Annotated in this window: 14 protein-coding genes and 1 pseudogene; 13 read left to right on the plus strand and 2 right to left on the minus strand. The window is 36.6% G+C overall.

The annotated features are described in order from the left end of the window. Positions 1-85: 85 nt before the first annotated feature. A pseudogene (locus tag CUC15_RS02660) lies at positions 86-593 on the plus strand (nucleotidyltransferase family protein). Between the two features lie 253 nt (positions 594-846). On the opposite strand, the gene CUC15_RS02665 reads toward CUC15_RS02660, so the two are convergent. Further along, positions 847-2,589 carry a methyl-accepting chemotaxis protein gene (locus CUC15_RS02665; protein ID WP_114915240.1) on the minus strand — a complete coding sequence of 581 codons (1,743 nt, stop codon included), beginning with the start codon at positions 2,587-2,589 and terminating at the stop codon, positions 847-849. A 192-nt stretch (positions 2,590-2,781) separates the two neighbouring features. On the opposite strand from CUC15_RS02665, the gene CUC15_RS20580 reads away from it, so the two are divergent. From CUC15_RS20580 to rsgA, 4 genes are all read left to right on the plus strand, one after another. Beyond that, a complete protein-coding gene (locus tag CUC15_RS20580) occupies positions 2,782-2,904 on the plus strand; it encodes an RAxF-45 family protein (protein ID WP_278309192.1) in 123 nt (40 codons plus the stop codon). Between the two features lie 116 nt (positions 2,905-3,020). Next, positions 3,021-4,655, plus strand: a complete 1,635-nt coding sequence (abc-f, locus tag CUC15_RS02670; protein WP_114915241.1) for a ribosomal protection-like ABC-F family protein — start codon at positions 3,021-3,023, stop codon at positions 4,653-4,655. 48 nt (positions 4,656-4,703) lie between these two features. Then, on the plus strand, positions 4,704-5,528 hold the full coding sequence (locus CUC15_RS02675; protein WP_114915242.1) for an aldo/keto reductase: 825 nt from the start codon (positions 4,704-4,706) through the stop codon (positions 5,526-5,528). Between the two features lie 589 nt (positions 5,529-6,117). Further along, positions 6,118-7,176: a ribosome small subunit-dependent GTPase A gene (rsgA, locus tag CUC15_RS02680; protein WP_114915243.1), complete on the plus strand. Its 1,059-nt coding sequence runs from the start codon at positions 6,118-6,120 to the stop codon at positions 7,174-7,176. A 216-nt stretch (positions 7,177-7,392) separates the two neighbouring features. On the opposite strand, the gene CUC15_RS02685 is transcribed toward rsgA, so the two are convergent. Then, positions 7,393-7,932: an HD domain-containing protein gene (locus tag CUC15_RS02685; protein ID WP_114915244.1), complete on the minus strand. Its 540-nt coding sequence runs from the start codon at positions 7,930-7,932 to the stop codon at positions 7,393-7,395. 284 nt (positions 7,933-8,216) lie between these two features. On the opposite strand from CUC15_RS02685, the gene CUC15_RS02690 reads away from it, so the two are divergent. The 8 genes from CUC15_RS02690 (at position 8,217) to CUC15_RS02725 (ending at position 16,130) form a co-directional block, all read left to right on the plus strand. Then, positions 8,217-8,759 (plus strand): 2TM domain-containing protein, encoded by a 543-nt coding sequence (locus tag CUC15_RS02690; protein WP_114915245.1) that lies wholly within the window; start codon positions 8,217-8,219, stop codon positions 8,757-8,759. A gap of 78 nt (positions 8,760-8,837) precedes the next feature. Continuing rightward, entirely contained in the window at positions 8,838-9,893 is a 1,056-nt protein-coding gene (gene fni, locus CUC15_RS02695; protein ID WP_114915246.1) for a type 2 isopentenyl-diphosphate Delta-isomerase, read from the plus strand. 139 nt (positions 9,894-10,032) lie between these two features. Continuing rightward, on the plus strand, positions 10,033-10,755 hold the full coding sequence (locus CUC15_RS02700) for a DsbA family oxidoreductase (RefSeq protein ID WP_114915247.1): 723 nt from the start codon (positions 10,033-10,035) through the stop codon (positions 10,753-10,755). Between the two features lie 300 nt (positions 10,756-11,055). Then, positions 11,056-12,009, plus strand: coding sequence for an ABC transporter permease (locus CUC15_RS02705; RefSeq protein WP_114915248.1), 954 nt, complete (start codon positions 11,056-11,058; stop codon positions 12,007-12,009). Then, positions 11,999-12,949 carry an iron chelate uptake ABC transporter family permease subunit gene (locus CUC15_RS02710; protein WP_114915249.1) on the plus strand — a complete coding sequence of 317 codons (951 nt, stop codon included), beginning with the start codon at positions 11,999-12,001 and terminating at the stop codon, positions 12,947-12,949. Before CUC15_RS02705 ends, CUC15_RS02710 begins: the two co-directional genes overlap by 11 nt. Next, on the plus strand, positions 12,943-13,698 hold the full coding sequence (locus tag CUC15_RS02715; protein ID WP_114915250.1) for an iron ABC transporter ATP-binding protein: 756 nt from the start codon (positions 12,943-12,945) through the stop codon (positions 13,696-13,698). The genes CUC15_RS02710 and CUC15_RS02715 overlap by 7 nt, the downstream gene beginning before the upstream one ends. Before the next feature lie 447 nt (positions 13,699-14,145). Further along, positions 14,146-15,114, plus strand: coding sequence for a siderophore ABC transporter substrate-binding protein (locus tag CUC15_RS02720; RefSeq protein WP_114915251.1), 969 nt, complete (start codon positions 14,146-14,148; stop codon positions 15,112-15,114). 305 nt (positions 15,115-15,419) lie between these two features. Continuing rightward, a complete protein-coding gene (locus tag CUC15_RS02725) occupies positions 15,420-16,130 on the plus strand; it encodes a SurA N-terminal domain-containing protein (protein WP_162800253.1) in 711 nt (236 codons plus the stop codon). The last annotated feature ends 20 nt before the right edge of the window (positions 16,131-16,150 follow it).

Below are 16,150 nucleotides of genomic sequence, written 5' to 3' on the forward strand. Positions count from 1 at the left end.
CTAATATAGGGGTTCGATCGTAAGGAGTTACTTTATTGTGTTAAATGAAAAAACAATTGTTAGACTTATTAAAGAAGATCAATGGATGATGGAAATATTAGATAGTGCCAAGTCATTGAATTTGTCTGATTGGTGGATTTGTGCTGGATTTATAAGATCAAAGATATGGGATGCTTTACATAATTTTAAAGATAGAACCCCCCTTCTCGATATTGATGTCATTTATTTTGACCCAACAAATATCGATGAATTAGAAGAAAAGAAGCTCGAACAGAAATTATTAGCGCTTAGACCGGATATTCCTTGGTCGGTGAAGAATGAAGCCAGAATGCACCTTAGAAATAATGTCCCTCCTTATCGTTCTTCTGTTGATGCTATCTCAAAGTTCCCAGAAACTGCAACAGCTTTAGGTGTAAAGTTGGCTGAAGAAAACCATGTTATTTTAACAGCTCCATTTGGAATTAATGATCTAATCAATTTAGAAGTGAAACCAACTCCCAGAAACTGAGAAACGCTTGGAAATTTACCAAGAAAGAATAAGTAAAAAGAATTGGAAATCTAATTGGGATAATTTAAAGATCTACTACAAATAGAGTTAGGCTCACCAGCTCCTCTAAGGTTTGCGCAGTGTATTTTCCAAGCGATTAGCCTGTAAGCATCCATCATCCTAACGTCACACTTTACATCAATCGTTCATTATGAGGAAAATAAATAATGGAATAAAAAAGCTCAGAAATTCTGAGCTTTTTAAGTAGATAAGTAAAGTATTATAGCTTTCTTAACATTAAAGTGCACTCAGGGTGTCACCTAAAGTCTTGATGACAACCTATTCAAATCACTTTAAAACTAAAGTCTAAACAGATTTATTTCATAGTTCATTTGTTCTGCTAGATCTGCTAACTCGTCCGCATTGTGTGAAACTTCTTCCATAGAACTAGCAGATTGTTGTGTGGAAGCAGCAACCTGTTCCACTCCAGCAGCTGATTCTTCTGAGACAGAAGCGATATCTTCTATAACATTATTCATATTACTGCTTGTAGTTGTGATTTCATTTAGGTTGTTTGATATGGCATCAATTTTTGTAGCCATATCGGAAACCGCAGCATTAATGGATGCAAAGCTTTTTCCTGTTGCTTCAATTTGGGTTGTTCCTTCTTGAACCTCGTGATAGCCAGCACTTAATGTGTTGACAACTTGAACAGTTTCCGTTTGAATTGCTGTAACAATTGTTTTAATTCCTTCTACAGAAGAGGCTACTTGATCCGCGAGCTTTCTCACTTCGTCAGCAACAACAGCAAAGCCTTTACCATGCTCTCCAGCCCTCGCCGCCTCAATCGCCGCATTCAATGATAGTAAATTGGTTTGGTCTGCAATATCACGAATGACAGTCACCAGCTTCGAAATCTCTGCAGATTGTTTATCTAAATTCTTAACCTTTTCAACAGCGTCGGAAACGATGGTATCGATTTGTTTCATCTGTGAAACCGAGTTATTCATAAGCGTGGTGCCATTACTTGTTAAGGATAAAATATCGAATGAACTTGCTGCAATTTCATTGCCGCTTTGTTCTGATAATAATACACGCTTTACAAAATCAGACATATTTTCTGCTAAATCCGATGCACCATTTGCCTGTGTTTCTGCACCAGCAGATAGCTCCTCCATTGTCCTAGCAATCTGAATGTTTCCTTCTTTTACTTCTTTTGCAGATTGTGTTAAATTCTCACTTCTCGTTGAAACGGAATTTGCTACATTTGCTATGTTAGTTAAAATGTGTTTAAGGCTGTCCTTCATTTGATTAACAGTGGCTGCTAATTGGCCAATCTCATCTTTACCGTCATAGTCAATTGAGTCAACTTGCAGATTCCCATCTGCTACTTCTTTCGTTAGTTTCACTAAGTTTGATAGTCCGACTGCAATCTTTCGACTAACAAATAGCATTAGTATTGTTCCAATTACCACTACGGTAAAAATAGCAATAAACAAAATGAGCATGCTGCTATTGATATTATTTGTAGATGTTTTAACTAGTTCTTCCTGTTCCTTCTTAACATCGTTTGTTAAATGTTCTACTTGTTCAAGAATTTCATTTCGATATTTTGATGAATAGCTTCGTAGTGAGGTAGCATATACAACTAAATCCTCTTCCACTGCAGGAACCATTTTATTCAGAAAGGTATCCTTTATCCCATTAATATTATCTTGAATTGTATTAAATGTTTCTTTCTGTTCCTTTGTCGTTAATGCTGGTGTCAAATCCGCGATTATAGTATTGATTTGTTCTGTGTATGCATTATATGTATCAATATACTGTTCTTCCTGTGTTAATAAATATTCTGCAATTTGAAAATCTTGCAATTGGATGAGTGAGGACAGCTGTGTCATTTCATTTACCCATTCATTTTGTTTTTCCATTGCCTTAATGTTATCTTCTGTTTTATTTAATTGCAGGAAGACGATAAAGCTAGCGATAATAATTAGTCCTACTGTCGTGAAAAATGCGAATAAATACTTTTGACCAATTCTAATATCTTTCCATGTGAATCTGCTTTTCTTTTTATCTTTTTGTTTTCTCTGTTTGTTTTTCATAATATTCCCCCCAGATTACCTATGAAACTTATTTAACTAGAATAATACAAAATGTAGCTTTATTTTATATCGTCCTTAAAATTAGAATTGTTAAGTTAATGTTAAGTATTTTTTCCTGTTATAAAATAACTATTGACATCATAATTATATTTATCATAATATTAAGATGTATATTTAAAGGAGGTGGGTAAGATGGAATTTGCTGGTAGTGGTGTAGTGAAACTTAGAGAGTACCTATGTATTCGCTATGCTATTTTTGCTGCATTTTTGTTCAACGGGATTAGTCTGTCCTTTTTCAGAACAATAGAGCAGTAAAAATACCAGTGAGAGACATCTGCCTGCGGTCGGAATAAAGACGTTAGGAGGTTCACTTCCTGACGTCTTTTTGATATGCATAAAACAGTGTCTCTTCTATATCGGAGGAAGAGAAAATGATCATTTGCAGTTTAAATAATGTTACACAAACGTACGGAGCAAATACGATATTCAGTGAAATGACATGTGAAATTAAACAAGGAAACCGGATTGGATTAATTGGCAGAAATGGCGAAGGAAAGACGACATTATTGCATTTAATCGCCAGAAAAACAGAGCCTGCATTGGGAGTAATTACTTGGAAAAAGGGGCTAACGATTGGGTTATTGGAACAGAGTCCTGAAATTGATGGAGAAACTAAATCTGTGACACTTCTCTATAATGTCTTTTCTGATTTAAATAAATTACGAGCTAAGATGATGGAATTAGAGGAAAAAATGAGTACTGAAACAAATCCAGATCGATTAACAAGCTATATAGAAAAATATGGAGATTTACAAGAGAAATTCCAAGAAGATGGCGGCTATGAAGTGGATGCACAGGTGAGGAGAATTATGGCTGGTCTTCAGATTGAGGATTTAGCGAATAAGGAATGGAGAACCTTGAGCGGTGGTGAAAGAACAAAGATCGGATTGGCTAGGCTGCTGCTTTCAGCACCGGATTTATTACTACTTGATGAACCAACAAATCATTTGGATTTTCTGGCAATTGAATGGCTGACTGAATTTATCAAGCAGTACGCTGGAACCGTCATTATCGTATCCCATGATCGATATTTTTTAGATGAAACAGTTACGTCTATTCTGGAAATCGATCAGGGAGAATTAATTACCTATCAGACAAATTACTCAAACTATGTAATTGAGAGGGAAACGCGTTTGCTTCAGGAATTTCAGCATTACCAGGATCAGCAAAAAAAAATAAAGAAAATGAAAGAAACAATCAAGCGATTGAAGGAATGGGCAAATCAGGCCAATCCACCAAATGACGGGCTGCATCGGCGGGCAAAAAGCATGGAAAAAGCACTTGAGAGAATCGAAGTGCTTAAGCGGCCAATATTAGAACAGAAAAAGATTAGTCTCGACTTTCAGATTAACAATCGAAGTGGTAGGGATGTTGTCATATTCGAAAATGTTCGCAAGCAATTTGCAGATAAAAAGCTATTCGATTCGGTGAATATGCATGTTCGTTTCCAGGAAAGGATTGCGATTATTGGAGGAAATGGAACAGGGAAATCAAGTCTATTAAACATTATCTTGGGAAAAGAATACGCGGATAGTGGAGCGGTTAAAATAGGCAGCAATTTATCGGTTGGTTTTCTTTCCCAGCATGTATTGGAGCTTAATAGCGATCAAACAATTTTAGAGGAGTTCCGTGACCATGTGCATGTTGCAGAAGGGGAAGCTAGGGCAATATTAGCAAAATTCCTATTCTATGGTAAAACTGTGTTTCAAAAAGTGAAAGATCTAAGTGGTGGAGAGAAAATGCGCCTAAGATTAGCAGAACTTGTTCATCAAAATCATAATCTCTTAATCTTAGATGAACCAACAAACCATTTGGATATTGAGTCGAAGGAAGTATTAGAGGAGGCACTTAATTTATTTGATGGAACGATCATCGCTGTTTCACACGACAGGTATTTCTTGGATCGACTTTTTCCAATCACATATTTACTTGCAAATCAGACACTAACTAGATATGAAGGGAACTTCACATTTGCAAGAAATAAATGGAAGGAGTCGCAATTTTAAAGAAATATGATAAACTAAAACCAATACGGTTAGAGAGGATGCGATAATATGCAAAACATTACACTAAACAATGGTCTAGAGATGCCACAATTAGGTTTTGGCGTCTGGCAGGTACCCGACGAAGAAGCAACTGCAGCAGTAGAAAAGGCATTTGAATCTGGCTATCGTTCCATCGATACAGCGAAGGTTTACGGAAACGAAGCAGGCGTTGGCAGAGCAATTGCGAATAGCAATATTCCTAGAGAAGAACTTTTTATTACAACTAAAGTTTGGAATGCAGACCATGGCTATGAAAATACATTAAAAGCATTTGATGCAAGTTTAGAAAGACTCGGGCTGGATTATGTGGATCTATACCTAATCCACTGGCCAACTCCTAAATTTGATGAATATGTGGAAACGTATAAGGCGCTGGAAAAGCTCTATAAAGATGGGCGTGTAAAGGCAATTGGTGTTTGTAACTTTGCTATCGAGCATCTAGAGCGTATTTTAAATGAATGCGAAATCGTTCCAGCGATTAACCAAGTGGAATGTCATCCATACTTACAGCAAAAAGAATTAAAGGAATTCTGTCAAAAACATGGAATTCTAGTTGAAGCATATAGTCCGTTAATGAATGGAAGAGATGTCCTGGAAGACGACGTTGTGAGAGAATTAGCTGAACAATACAGGAAGACGCCTGCACAAGTCATTCTTCGCTGGCATTTGCAAACAGGCGTTGTCGTCATTCCCAAATCTGTCACACCTTCAAGAATCGAGGAAAATATCGATGTATTCGGCTTCGAGCTAAGTGAAGCAGACATGAAGAAACTCGCAACACTAGATCGCAACATCCGTATAAATAAAGCACCAAATGAAAATAATAATCGATAATTAATAGGGAATCAGATGTGTAAATATGCACATCTGATTTTTTTATGGCGATTTTCTATGGGTTATTGCTTTATATATAAATAGTGAGAATGATGCAATCTGGGCGAAGAAAGCTCATTCCTGCAACACCACTTCAGCTAGATTCTTAGCCGCTGATTTTTCCCTTTTAGTCTAACTTCCTGTCCTTCTCTGCAATCAATCGCTGTAAGAGTGAAAAATGTAATTCTTTTTGAAAAGGGTTTACAAATTATATATAATGCACCACCCCAGCGAAGGAAATACACGAAGACTCCAGCTCCCCGCGGAAAGCGTAGTGTATTTTCGCAGCGACTGGCCAGAAGGAATAGTCGTCCTAGATGATGCAGCATTTTATATTAACCAAGATGACAACCTTTTTTATGAAATAATTCGCACAATTACTCTGTTTTGTAGTAAACTAGTAAAAAATAGGTTCATCCATTTAGAAAGGTGTGATGCAGTATGATTGAAACTCAAATTTTAACAATCGAAATCAAATACACTAGCGGAAAAATGGAGGAACAGTCGGTTTAGGTGACTTTTCCTCCATAAAAACAGGAGGAAAGTAAAATTGAATAATCTTATTAAACTTGGTTGGGAAAGCTCGAATACAGCAATAAACACGGAGTTTATTGCCCGTGTAATCACCGTACAGAAAAACAGCTATCGTATATCTGACGGGGAAATCGAATATTTAGCACATCTTAGTGGTAAATTCCTTAATGATGCAGCCACAGCACTCGATTTTCCAGCAGTTGGAGATTGGATAGAGGTACAAAAGCTAACTGATGAACAGAAGGCCGTTATTAAGCAGGTACTGCCACGGAAGAGTCAGTTTGTCAGACAGGCAGCAGGTCTAAGAACAGAGGCGCAAATCGTCGCGACGAATATTGATACGATATTTATCGTCAATTCGCTAAACCATGATTTGAATATGAGACGAATCGAACGTTATGTGCTAGCGGCATACGAAAGTGGTGCTTCACCTGTCATTGTTCTGACAAAGAAGGATGAATGCTCTCAAGAAGAAGTTGAGACTGCGATTGCTGAAGTGGAATCAGTTGCCATTGGAATCCCCATAATAGCGGTCAGCAGTTTAACGAAGGACGGTATCGAGGAGTTACTGGAGCTCTTGCCGGCTGGTCGGACAGCGGCGCTGCTCGGATCTTCGGGTGTAGGGAAGTCAACCTTAGTGAATACATTGCTTGAAAAAGAGGTGCAAGATACGAAGGGTATTCGTGAATCTGACAGTAAGGGACGCCATACGACGACACATCGGGAAATGTTCATGCTGCCAAATGGAGCACTCATGATTGATACACCCGGAATGAGGGAGCTGCAATTATGGGAGGGCGAGTCAGCAATCGATGCGACATTCCAAGATGTAGAAGGATTAGCAGTGAATTGCCGATTTGCAAATTGCAGACATGAGTCAGAGCCAGGCTGCGCTGTAAGAGAAGCCTTAGAAAATGGAGAGCTGCCTGAAGGACGCTTTCACAATTATTTGAAGCTCCAGCGCGAACTCGCATATGAGAAAAGAAAGCAGGATCAGAAGGCACAGCAGGAAGAAAGAAACAAATGGAAGCAGGTTTCTAAGGATTTGAAAAGTAAATATAAGCGTCGTGGCTGATACGCCGAGTCGGTTTATGATTAGAGAAAAAGAGAAGCAAGTAGTAAATAATTTGCTTCTCTTTTTTAGTACGCTATGGTTAATTGTCCAATACAATAACATGTTTCAAAGTAGGGTAATAGCTACTGGAGGTACAAACATAAAATGAAACAATCAATCCAAACTATTCCTAATCTTACTATTTATATTAATGAGTTGTTCACAGGAATGTAGTTATTACCGAAAAACACGCTGCACAGCAAGTTCATATTTTCTAAAATATTCAGGAATATCCTCCTCATCCAACCCAGTATACATATTCTCCGCAATCGACTCGTTATACCATTTCTGCTTGTCAATCCCGGCATTGAAGTTATTCCAAACGATATCTCCCTGTTTTTTAAGATCCTGTTCGAGACCAAGCAGATTATCGAGTTTATCCGCAACAATTAAATATTTTATTTCCTTTTCAGCACTTTTAACCGTATCAATTGTATGCTGTTTACGTTCCTGCCAGGATTCTGATTTATCTTCCGTGTGAGCAGCAACGAGCTCTGCCACTTCTTTCCCGAATTCCCTTTCAATATCCTCAATTTCAACTAGTGTATCTTCCACGACATCATGGAGATAGCCAGCACAGATTAATGCTTCTCTAAATCCGGATTTCTGTAATCTCTCGGCAACTCGAATCGGATGGGTGATATAAGGAACATCAGAATTTTTTCTCACTTGGCCTTCGTGTGCTTTTGCTGCAAATGCTTTTGCTTTCTCTATCATAAATTTTCTCCTTTATTTAGTAGTTAAGAAAGGATAAAATAATTCCAATTGTGTTGTGAAATAGTGGAGTAGGACTCCTACAGAAAGCCTGGCTTCTTTAGCGTACAGAAGCATGTTTAAATTCATCACGAATGATGACCTTCCATGTTGCTTAAGCGATTTGTATTTTTCTTTATTCATGGTTAATTATTATTGGCATACTCTTAGTATAACACGGCTGTATTATATAAAAGTATTATGCTACATTATCTTTAGAGGAAATCCATTTGCAAAGGGGAAGTGAAATGGTCGGTTATGTGATTATCGCTTGTGAAATTTTGTTCTGGGTACTCGTAATAGCTGGTCTAGTTGCTAGGTATATCTTTAAAATGAAAAAACTTGGAGCATTATTATTGATTTGTACACCACTTGTAGATTTGCTCCTATTAATTGTAACTGTGATTGATTTGAAAAACGGGGCGATTGCGACTACGGTACATGGAATAGCAGCGATTTATATCGGGGTTAGTATTGCATTTGGCCACCAGATGATTAAATGGGCAGACGAACATTTTGCAGCTAGATTTGCAAACGGTGAGAAGCCAGTGAAGAGAAAGAAATACGGGAAAGAATATGCGAAGTCTGAACGTTCCGGATGGTATCGGCATTTACTGGCATGGTGTATTGGCAGTGCTTTTTTAGCAGGAATTATTTTCTTTATCAACAATCGAGAGCAGACGGAAGCATTATACGGTACACTTCGTCTATGGTCAATCGTATTGGCTGCTGATTTCCTGATTAGTTTCAGTTATACAATTTTTCCCAAGAAGGATCCACGATCTAATTAACTCGATTTCCTTTTATTTTGATTGGGAAACAAGTACACTATTAAATGTGGATTATTTTAGTAAAGTGAGGTACCTTATATGGAAAAGGGAATCAATCAACGAAAAACGGAGCATATTCGTCTCTGTTTAACTGGAAAAGTTGAAGGTGTAAATAAATCAACGGGTCTTGAAGGGATCCATTTTATACATAATGCATTACCAGAGATTAATTTTGATGACATCGAAATTAAGACAAGCTTTTTAAATAGAGCGTTAAGGGCTCCTTTTTTAGTAAGCTCAATGACAGGCGGATCTGATTTAGCTGTTACGATTAATCAAAACCTAGCAATAGCTGCCGAAGAGAAGGGATGGGCTCTTGCAATTGGTTCAACACGAGCATTTCTTGAGAGTGATGCATATAAAGAATCTTTCTTAATTCGTGAGCAAGCACCAAATACACCATTAATCGTAAACCTCGGTGCTGTTCAATTAAATTATGGTTATGGTGCTGAAGAATGTCAGCGCATCATAGACAAAACAAGTGCAGATTCGATTGTACTACATTTGAATAGCCTACAGGAAGTCGTTCAAGATGGTGGAGATTTGAACTTTGAAAGTCTCTTGCCGAAAATAGAGCAAGTTTGTAAGACGCTTGAAGTACCAGTCGGTGTGAAAGAAGTAGGTTTTGGTATTGATGGTACCGTTGCAGAAAAATTATATAATGCAGGAATTTCATATATTGATGTTGCAGGTGCAGGTGGAACGTCTTGGAGTCAGGTTGAAAAGCTGCGTTCAAGAACTCCATTAAGAAAAGCAGCAGCAGAAGCATTTAATAATTGGGGAATACCAACGAAGGATTGTCTCGTATCTGTTAGAAGTAAATTACCTGAAGTACCACTTGTTGCCAGCGGTGGGATGAAAAATGGTGTCGAAGCGGCTAAAGCAATAACGATTGGCGCGGACATGATTGGCTTCGCACGTCACTTACTGAAGGCTGCAACAGAATCAGCAGAATCAGTTATCGAAACAATGGAGCAAATTGAGTTAGAATTGAAAATGACGATGTTTGGTATTGGTGTGAAAAACCTCGAGGAATTGAAGAATACGAATCGAGTGAGCATCATGGGCCAATCATTATTAGATGAAAACAGCTAAAGCAGATTGCTTTAGCTGTTTTTTACATGATTACCTTGATTTATCATATGATAAAATGTAAGTGCAACGAGCAAGCACATAATTTTTGTCAAAAGAAATGCTGTGCTACAATAGCATTTAGAAAAGGAGTGTGTAATATATGAAGATCGAGGTATGGTCTGATTTTGTTTGCCCATTTTGTTATATTGGAAAACGCAGATTAGAAAATGCAATGCAACAGTTTGAACATAGTGATGACATAACTGTCGAATATAAAAGCTATCAGCTTGACCCAACGGCAAAACATATTCCTGGGAAAGATTTTTACGAAACTTTCTCTGAATTAAAAGGTATTCCACTGGATCAGGTAAAGGTAATGAATAACCAAGTTGGGCAGCAAGCGGCTGCAGAAGGATTAACTTATAATTTTGATACGATGCAATATGCAAATACCTTCGATGCCCACCGCGTTGCTAAATATGCAACGAAGCTTGGAAAGGGAAAAGAAATAACAGAAAGATTTTTGCATGCCTATTTTACAGAGTCTAGACTAATGAGCGATCATGATACATTAATCGAACTAGCCGCTGAGGTTGGTTTAAATAAAGAAGAGGTTAAAGAGATTCTTCAATCAAATGATTATATGAAGGCTGTCCAAAATGACATTACAGTAGCACGTCAAATTGGAGTGCAGGGTGTGCCGTTTTTCGTCTTCAATGAGAAATATGCTGTGTCAGGTGCTCAACCTGCAGAGGTATTTTCTGAAGTACTTGAAAAAGTATGGGAAGAGGAAAATAAAGAGCAAGTATTGCAATCATTGAATCCGAAGAAAACGGAAACTTCTTATTGTACTGATGAAGGCTGCGACGTTAAAGAATCATAAGGAAAGTGGGACTAACTTGTTGCGATATATTGCGATGGGTTAGTTTTTTTGATTTGGCTTACTTTTGTAAGCGGATTAAATATTTATAATAATGATTTCTTTATATTGACGATACCCAGATTTCTGATATACTATAATTAAGAATCTAATTGATAATGAATATCATTCTTATTTAGATTCATTAGAAGTTAATAATTATTATTACGTTATTATACGTACAAATAAACATATTAGTTGGATAAAGGCTAATCTTGAGATTGTAATATATCGCTAGATCAGTTTTGAAGAGAAGGGCAGTCTATGAAGATATGGTATTTAGTATTAGCACTTATTGTTCTTTCTGTAACGTCTATTTTTATAGGTGTTTCTGATGTTGCGTTACTCGATTTATTTAGCTTAACAGATGAACAAATACAGATTTTAATGGTTAGTAGAGTACCAAGGTTAATCAGCATTGTCATCGCTGGAATGAGTATGAGTATTGTTGGCTTAATTATGCAGCAGCTGAGCAGAAATCGCTTTGTATCGCCTACAACCGCGGGAACAATGGATGCAGCGAGACTTGGAGTACTTATCTCATTGATGATTTTTACATCGGCTACACCATTGCAAAAAATGTCAGTATCGTTTGTCTTTGCGCTTTTAGGTACGGTTATCTTTATGAAGATATTAGAAAAAATAAAGTTCAAGGATGCTGTATTTATTCCACTTGTCGGATTAATGTTTGGTAATATCATTAGCTCTATCTCTACATTTATCGCATATCAGAATGATCTTATTCAGAATATGTCTTCCTTTATGCAGGGCGACTTTTCAATGATCATGAGTGGAAATTATGAATTAATGTTTGTTAGTATCCCGGTTCTAATTATCGCCTATCTATTCGCAAATAAGTTTACGATTGCGGGTATGGGTGAGGATTTCTCAAAAAACCTAGGATTAAATTATCGGCAAGTCGTAAATATCGGCTTGATTATCAGTGCACTTGTTACAGCCTCCGTTATACTTTCGGTTGGTGTTATTCCTTTCTTAGGGTTAATCGTACCGAATATCGTAACCATTTATTTAGGTGATAACTTGAAGAAAACATTAATACATACAGCATTGCTAGGTGCGGTATTTGTACTTGTTTGCGATATTATCGGCAGAATTATCATTTATCCTTATGAAATTCCAATTAGTTTAACCGTTGGGGTAATAGGTAGTGCAATCTTCATCTATCTATTGATAAGGAGAAGAAAGTATGGCATATAAGAGAAAAATAATCATTTTAGCCGGTATCGCATTATTACTAGCATTGTTATACATTTTCTATGATTTAAGTGGAAACATCGATTATATATTACCCAGAAGAATTACAAAGGTAGTTACCATTATCTTGACTGGCGGAGCAATCGCCTTTGCGACAACATTGTTCATGACGGTTACAAATAATCGAATCTTAACACCTAGTATATTAGGACTTGATTCCCTTTATTTATTGATTCAAACCGTAATTGTCTTCGTATTTGGTTCACATACACTTGCAATGATGAGCGGCAATACAAACTTCCTGGTCTCAGTTGGGTTGATGATATTATTTACATTGATTCTCTATCACTTCTTATTTAAAGGTGAGAATAAGAGTATCTATTTCTTACTATTAATTGGGATGATTCTAGGAACATTCTTCAATAGTTTTTCATCTTTTATGCAAGTATTGATTGACCCTAATGAATTTACGATTGTGCAAGATAAGATGTTTGCAAGTATTAATAACGTAAACTCCGAACTTGTCGGTGTCTCGATTATCTTAATTGTCGTCACAATAATCTTCTTTATCCCGTACTACAAATATTTAGATGTCATGGCATTAGGGAAGGATCAAGCAATTAATTTAGGCGTTCCATATGATCGGATCGTCAAACGACTGTTAATTATTGTTGCAGTACTGATTTCCGTTTCAACAGCGTTGATTGGCCCAATTACTTTTCTGGGGTTACTTGTAGTAAATTTGGCATATGAATTGATGAAGACATACCGGCATGCATACATATTACTTGCTGCTGTTTTAATAAGTATTATTGCATTACTTGGTGGACAATTTATCGTGGAAAAGATATTTACGTTCAGCACAACAATTAGCGTTATTATTAACCTTATTGGTGGAATTTACTTTATATTTCTTTTACTAAAGGAGAATAAATCGTGGTAAATATAAAAAATGTATTTAAATCGTATCAAAATAAACCTGTTATTGAGGATGTTTCTCTGGAAATTGAAAGAGGAAAAATCACATCGTTTATTGGGCCGAATGGTGCTGGAAAAAGTACGTTAATTTCTATGATTAGTCGCTTAATTGTAAGAGATGAAGGGCAAATTTCAATTGATGGCATGGACATTCTTAGCGTGAAGAATAATGAGCTTGCTAAGAAAATTTCTATCTTAAAACAATCGAATCAAATTAATTTGAAGCTGACGGTTCGCGAACTTGTCTCATTTGGTCGTTTTCCGTATTCACAAGGAAGATTATCAAAGGAAGATGTAGCTAAGATCGAAGAAGCAATTGATTATATGGAGCTTCGCGATATGCAAGATAAATACTTAGATGAATTAAGTGGCGGTCAGCGCCAGCGAGCACATATTGCAATGGTTATTGCTCAGGATACGGAGTATATTCTACTTGATGAACCACTAAACAACCTGGATATGCGTCATTCTGTATCAATCATGAAGACTCTAAGGAAATTAGTAGATGAGATGGGTAAAACCATTGTTATCGTTATTCATGATATCAATTTCGCATCTTGCTATTCAGATAACATTGTTGCACTTAAGGATGGCAAGATTGTAAAAGAAGGTCGAACATGTGATGTGATAGATAAATGTGTATTAAAAGAAATCTATGACATGGACATCGAGATCAAAGAAATTGATAATCAACGTATTTGTGTTTATTTCTAATAACGGTTGATGGATGAAGAAAATGGATAGAAGGGGAGCATTCATTTTCCTGGTAGATAAGAAAGTAAAAAAACTTTCTCACTACAAGTGCAACTAAGACTGTCGCAAAAGGCTTGGCGACAGTCAAGTTTTCTAAGAGAAGGAAAAAAAATCCCCTTATAATGGAAGCTCATAAAATATGAACAATCCACTATAAAGGAACCCTCAATTCTTATCATACCTTACATTTGAGATTAGGTAAATGGATTTGTTTCATAATATGACTTTATAAGGATACATGTCTCGAGCGCTCGGCATGTATACGTTCTTAATAAATCAGCTCATTTGCTGCGAATTAATGACTTTCTCTACTTTGAGGATGGATGTTTTCTCCAATTTATTCATAAGTATTCATACGTCAATGGTTATTGTTAATAATAAATTTTTACTTAAAAAGGAGAGAAAGAAATGAAGAAATTAGGACTATTACTTATTACGAGTTTACTGCTATTTATTATTGCTGCCTGTGGTTCTGCTGAGGAAGGCGAACAAGATACAAGTACAGGTAATGAAACACCAAGTACTGAAGAATCTTCAGATACTGTGACAGTTAAGCACGAACTTGGTGAAACTGATGTACCGGTAAATCCAGAAAACATTGTCGTATTCGACTTTGGAATCTTAGACACTCTTGATAAATTAGGAATTGACGTAGCAGGTATTGCTCAAGCAGGAACAGTACCAACTTATTTAGAAAAGTACGCTGGTGAAGATTATACAAATATCGGTAGTTTAAAAGAGCCAGACCTTGAAGCAATCTCAGGAATTGACCCAGGACTAATCATCATCTCGGGTCGTCAAGCGGATATGTATGATGAGTTTAGTAAAATTGCACCAACAATTCATCTTGGTGTAGATACAACAAGATACATGGATTCATTTAAAGAAAATATGGCTATCATCGGTGATATTTTTGATAAGCAAGAAGAAATTGATGCAGAAATTGCAACGATCGAAGAATCAATTGCAGCAGTTAATGAGAAAGCTACAGCTTCTGCTGAAAAGGGACTTATTATTTTAGCAAATGATGATAAGATTAGTGCATACGGTGCAAATTCACGATTTGGGATTATCCATGATGTACTTGGAGTAGCTCAAGCAGACGAAAATATTGAAGCATCTACACACGGAATGAACGTTACGTTTGAATATGTTGTTGAACAAGATCCAGATATTCTATATGTCGTTGACCGCGCAGCTGCTGTTGGTGGCGAAACAGCTGCACCACAATTAGTAGAGAATGAATTGGTTGAGAATACAAAAGCATATAAAAATGATAAAATTGTTTATTTAAATCCTGAATATTGGTACCTGTCTGGCGGCGGACTGGTTTCAGTGGCTCAAATGATTCAGGATATTGATGATAGCTTGAATTAATATGAAAAAATGACAGGTTGCCTTAAGGGTTGCCTGTTATTTTTTGCTTTGGAAAGGGAAATGCTGATATAATCTGGAAATAGCTGATATGAACTGAACACGCTGCAAAAAGTGTATTAGAGATGATAATGATTATGCTGATATCTGACAAGTGTTTTAGATAAACAATGAAAGCACTATAGATACCAACACTAATTCCAGCTGAATTAAGTAATCGCCGAAGCAGATTTTCCGATGCTAAACTTGAAATTCGGTATTCATTTATGTTTGTATAAGAGAAGAATCATGAAATGAGGGAAGTTTTAATGAGGAAATATATTACATTAGCTCTTATGCTAAGTATTGCTTTACTTGCGGCAGCATGCAGTGATGGAACTGCAGATAAACAGGAAAGTACACCAGAGGATGCAACATCGGAACAGCAAAAAAAGGAACTGACTTTTGATAATAAAGAACGTGTGGCTGAGGATACTTCGGTGGTTTCAGTTAATGGTAACGAGATTAAGGGTGACGATTATAATTCTGTTTACACACGCGTGAAAACGATGCTGCATAATTATGGACAGGATGTTTCCGACTTAGATTTTATTAAGGAACAAACGATTACACTTCTAGTTGATGAGGAGCTAATAAGACAAGATGCAGCGGATAAGGGCATCGAAGTTACAGAAGAGGAAGCGCAAACGGAATTAGAAGCAATCAAAAAAGAAACTGGTGAAGAGCAATTCAATAATATGTTAGAACAGTTTCAAATGAATGAGGAAGACTTTAAAGATCAGCTAATAAATGATTTAATTACCGTGCAATACATGGATAATCAATTTGAAATCGAAGTAACGGACGAAGAAATCCAGGAATATTATGATAAGCTAAAAGAACAGAACGAAGAAATTGAGGAGTTAGCAGAGATTAAAGAAAGAATCGAATCTGCAATCTATAGTCAAAAGCAAAGTGAACAGCTACAAGTTAAGGTTGAGGAACTGAGAAAAGATGCTGAAGTGGAGACCTTAATATAAATAATAAAAAAGCATCGTCC

This window comes from Oceanobacillus zhaokaii, assembly GCF_003352005.1.
In the GTDB taxonomy this organism is placed as follows: Bacteria; Bacillota; Bacilli; order Bacillales; family Amphibacillaceae; genus Oceanobacillus; species Oceanobacillus zhaokaii.

Excerpts from the sequence above, each read along its gene's own strand:
- CUC15_RS02705 (WP_114915248.1), top strand. The coding sequence starts at position 11,056 with ATGAAGATATGGTATTTAGTATTAGCACTTATTGTTCTTTCTGTAACG.
- CUC15_RS02725 (WP_162800253.1), top strand. The coding sequence starts at position 15,420 with ATGAGGAAATATATTACATTAGCTCTTATGCTAAGTATTGCTTTACTT.
- CUC15_RS02720 (WP_114915251.1), top strand. The coding sequence starts at position 14,146 with ATGAAGAAATTAGGACTATTACTTATTACGAGTTTACTGCTATTTATT.
- CUC15_RS02710 (WP_114915249.1), top strand. The coding sequence starts at position 11,999 with ATGGCATATAAGAGAAAAATAATCATTTTAGCCGGTATCGCATTATTA.
- CUC15_RS20580 (WP_278309192.1), top strand. The coding sequence starts at position 2,782 with ATGGAATTTGCTGGTAGTGGTGTAGTGAAACTTAGAGAGTACCTATGT.
- fni (WP_114915246.1), top strand. The coding sequence starts at position 8,838 with ATGGAAAAGGGAATCAATCAACGAAAAACGGAGCATATTCGTCTCTGT.
- CUC15_RS02690 (WP_114915245.1), top strand. The coding sequence starts at position 8,217 with ATGGTCGGTTATGTGATTATCGCTTGTGAAATTTTGTTCTGGGTACTC.
- abc-f (WP_114915241.1), top strand. The coding sequence starts at position 3,021 with ATGATCATTTGCAGTTTAAATAATGTTACACAAACGTACGGAGCAAAT.
- CUC15_RS02675 (WP_114915242.1), top strand. The coding sequence starts at position 4,704 with ATGCAAAACATTACACTAAACAATGGTCTAGAGATGCCACAATTAGGT.
- CUC15_RS02685 (WP_114915244.1), bottom strand. The coding sequence starts at position 7,932 with ATGATAGAGAAAGCAAAAGCATTTGCAGCAAAAGCACACGAAGGCCAA.
- CUC15_RS02665 (WP_114915240.1), bottom strand. The coding sequence starts at position 2,589 with ATGAAAAACAAACAGAGAAAACAAAAAGATAAAAAGAAAAGCAGATTC.
- CUC15_RS02700 (WP_114915247.1), top strand. The coding sequence starts at position 10,033 with ATGAAGATCGAGGTATGGTCTGATTTTGTTTGCCCATTTTGTTATATT.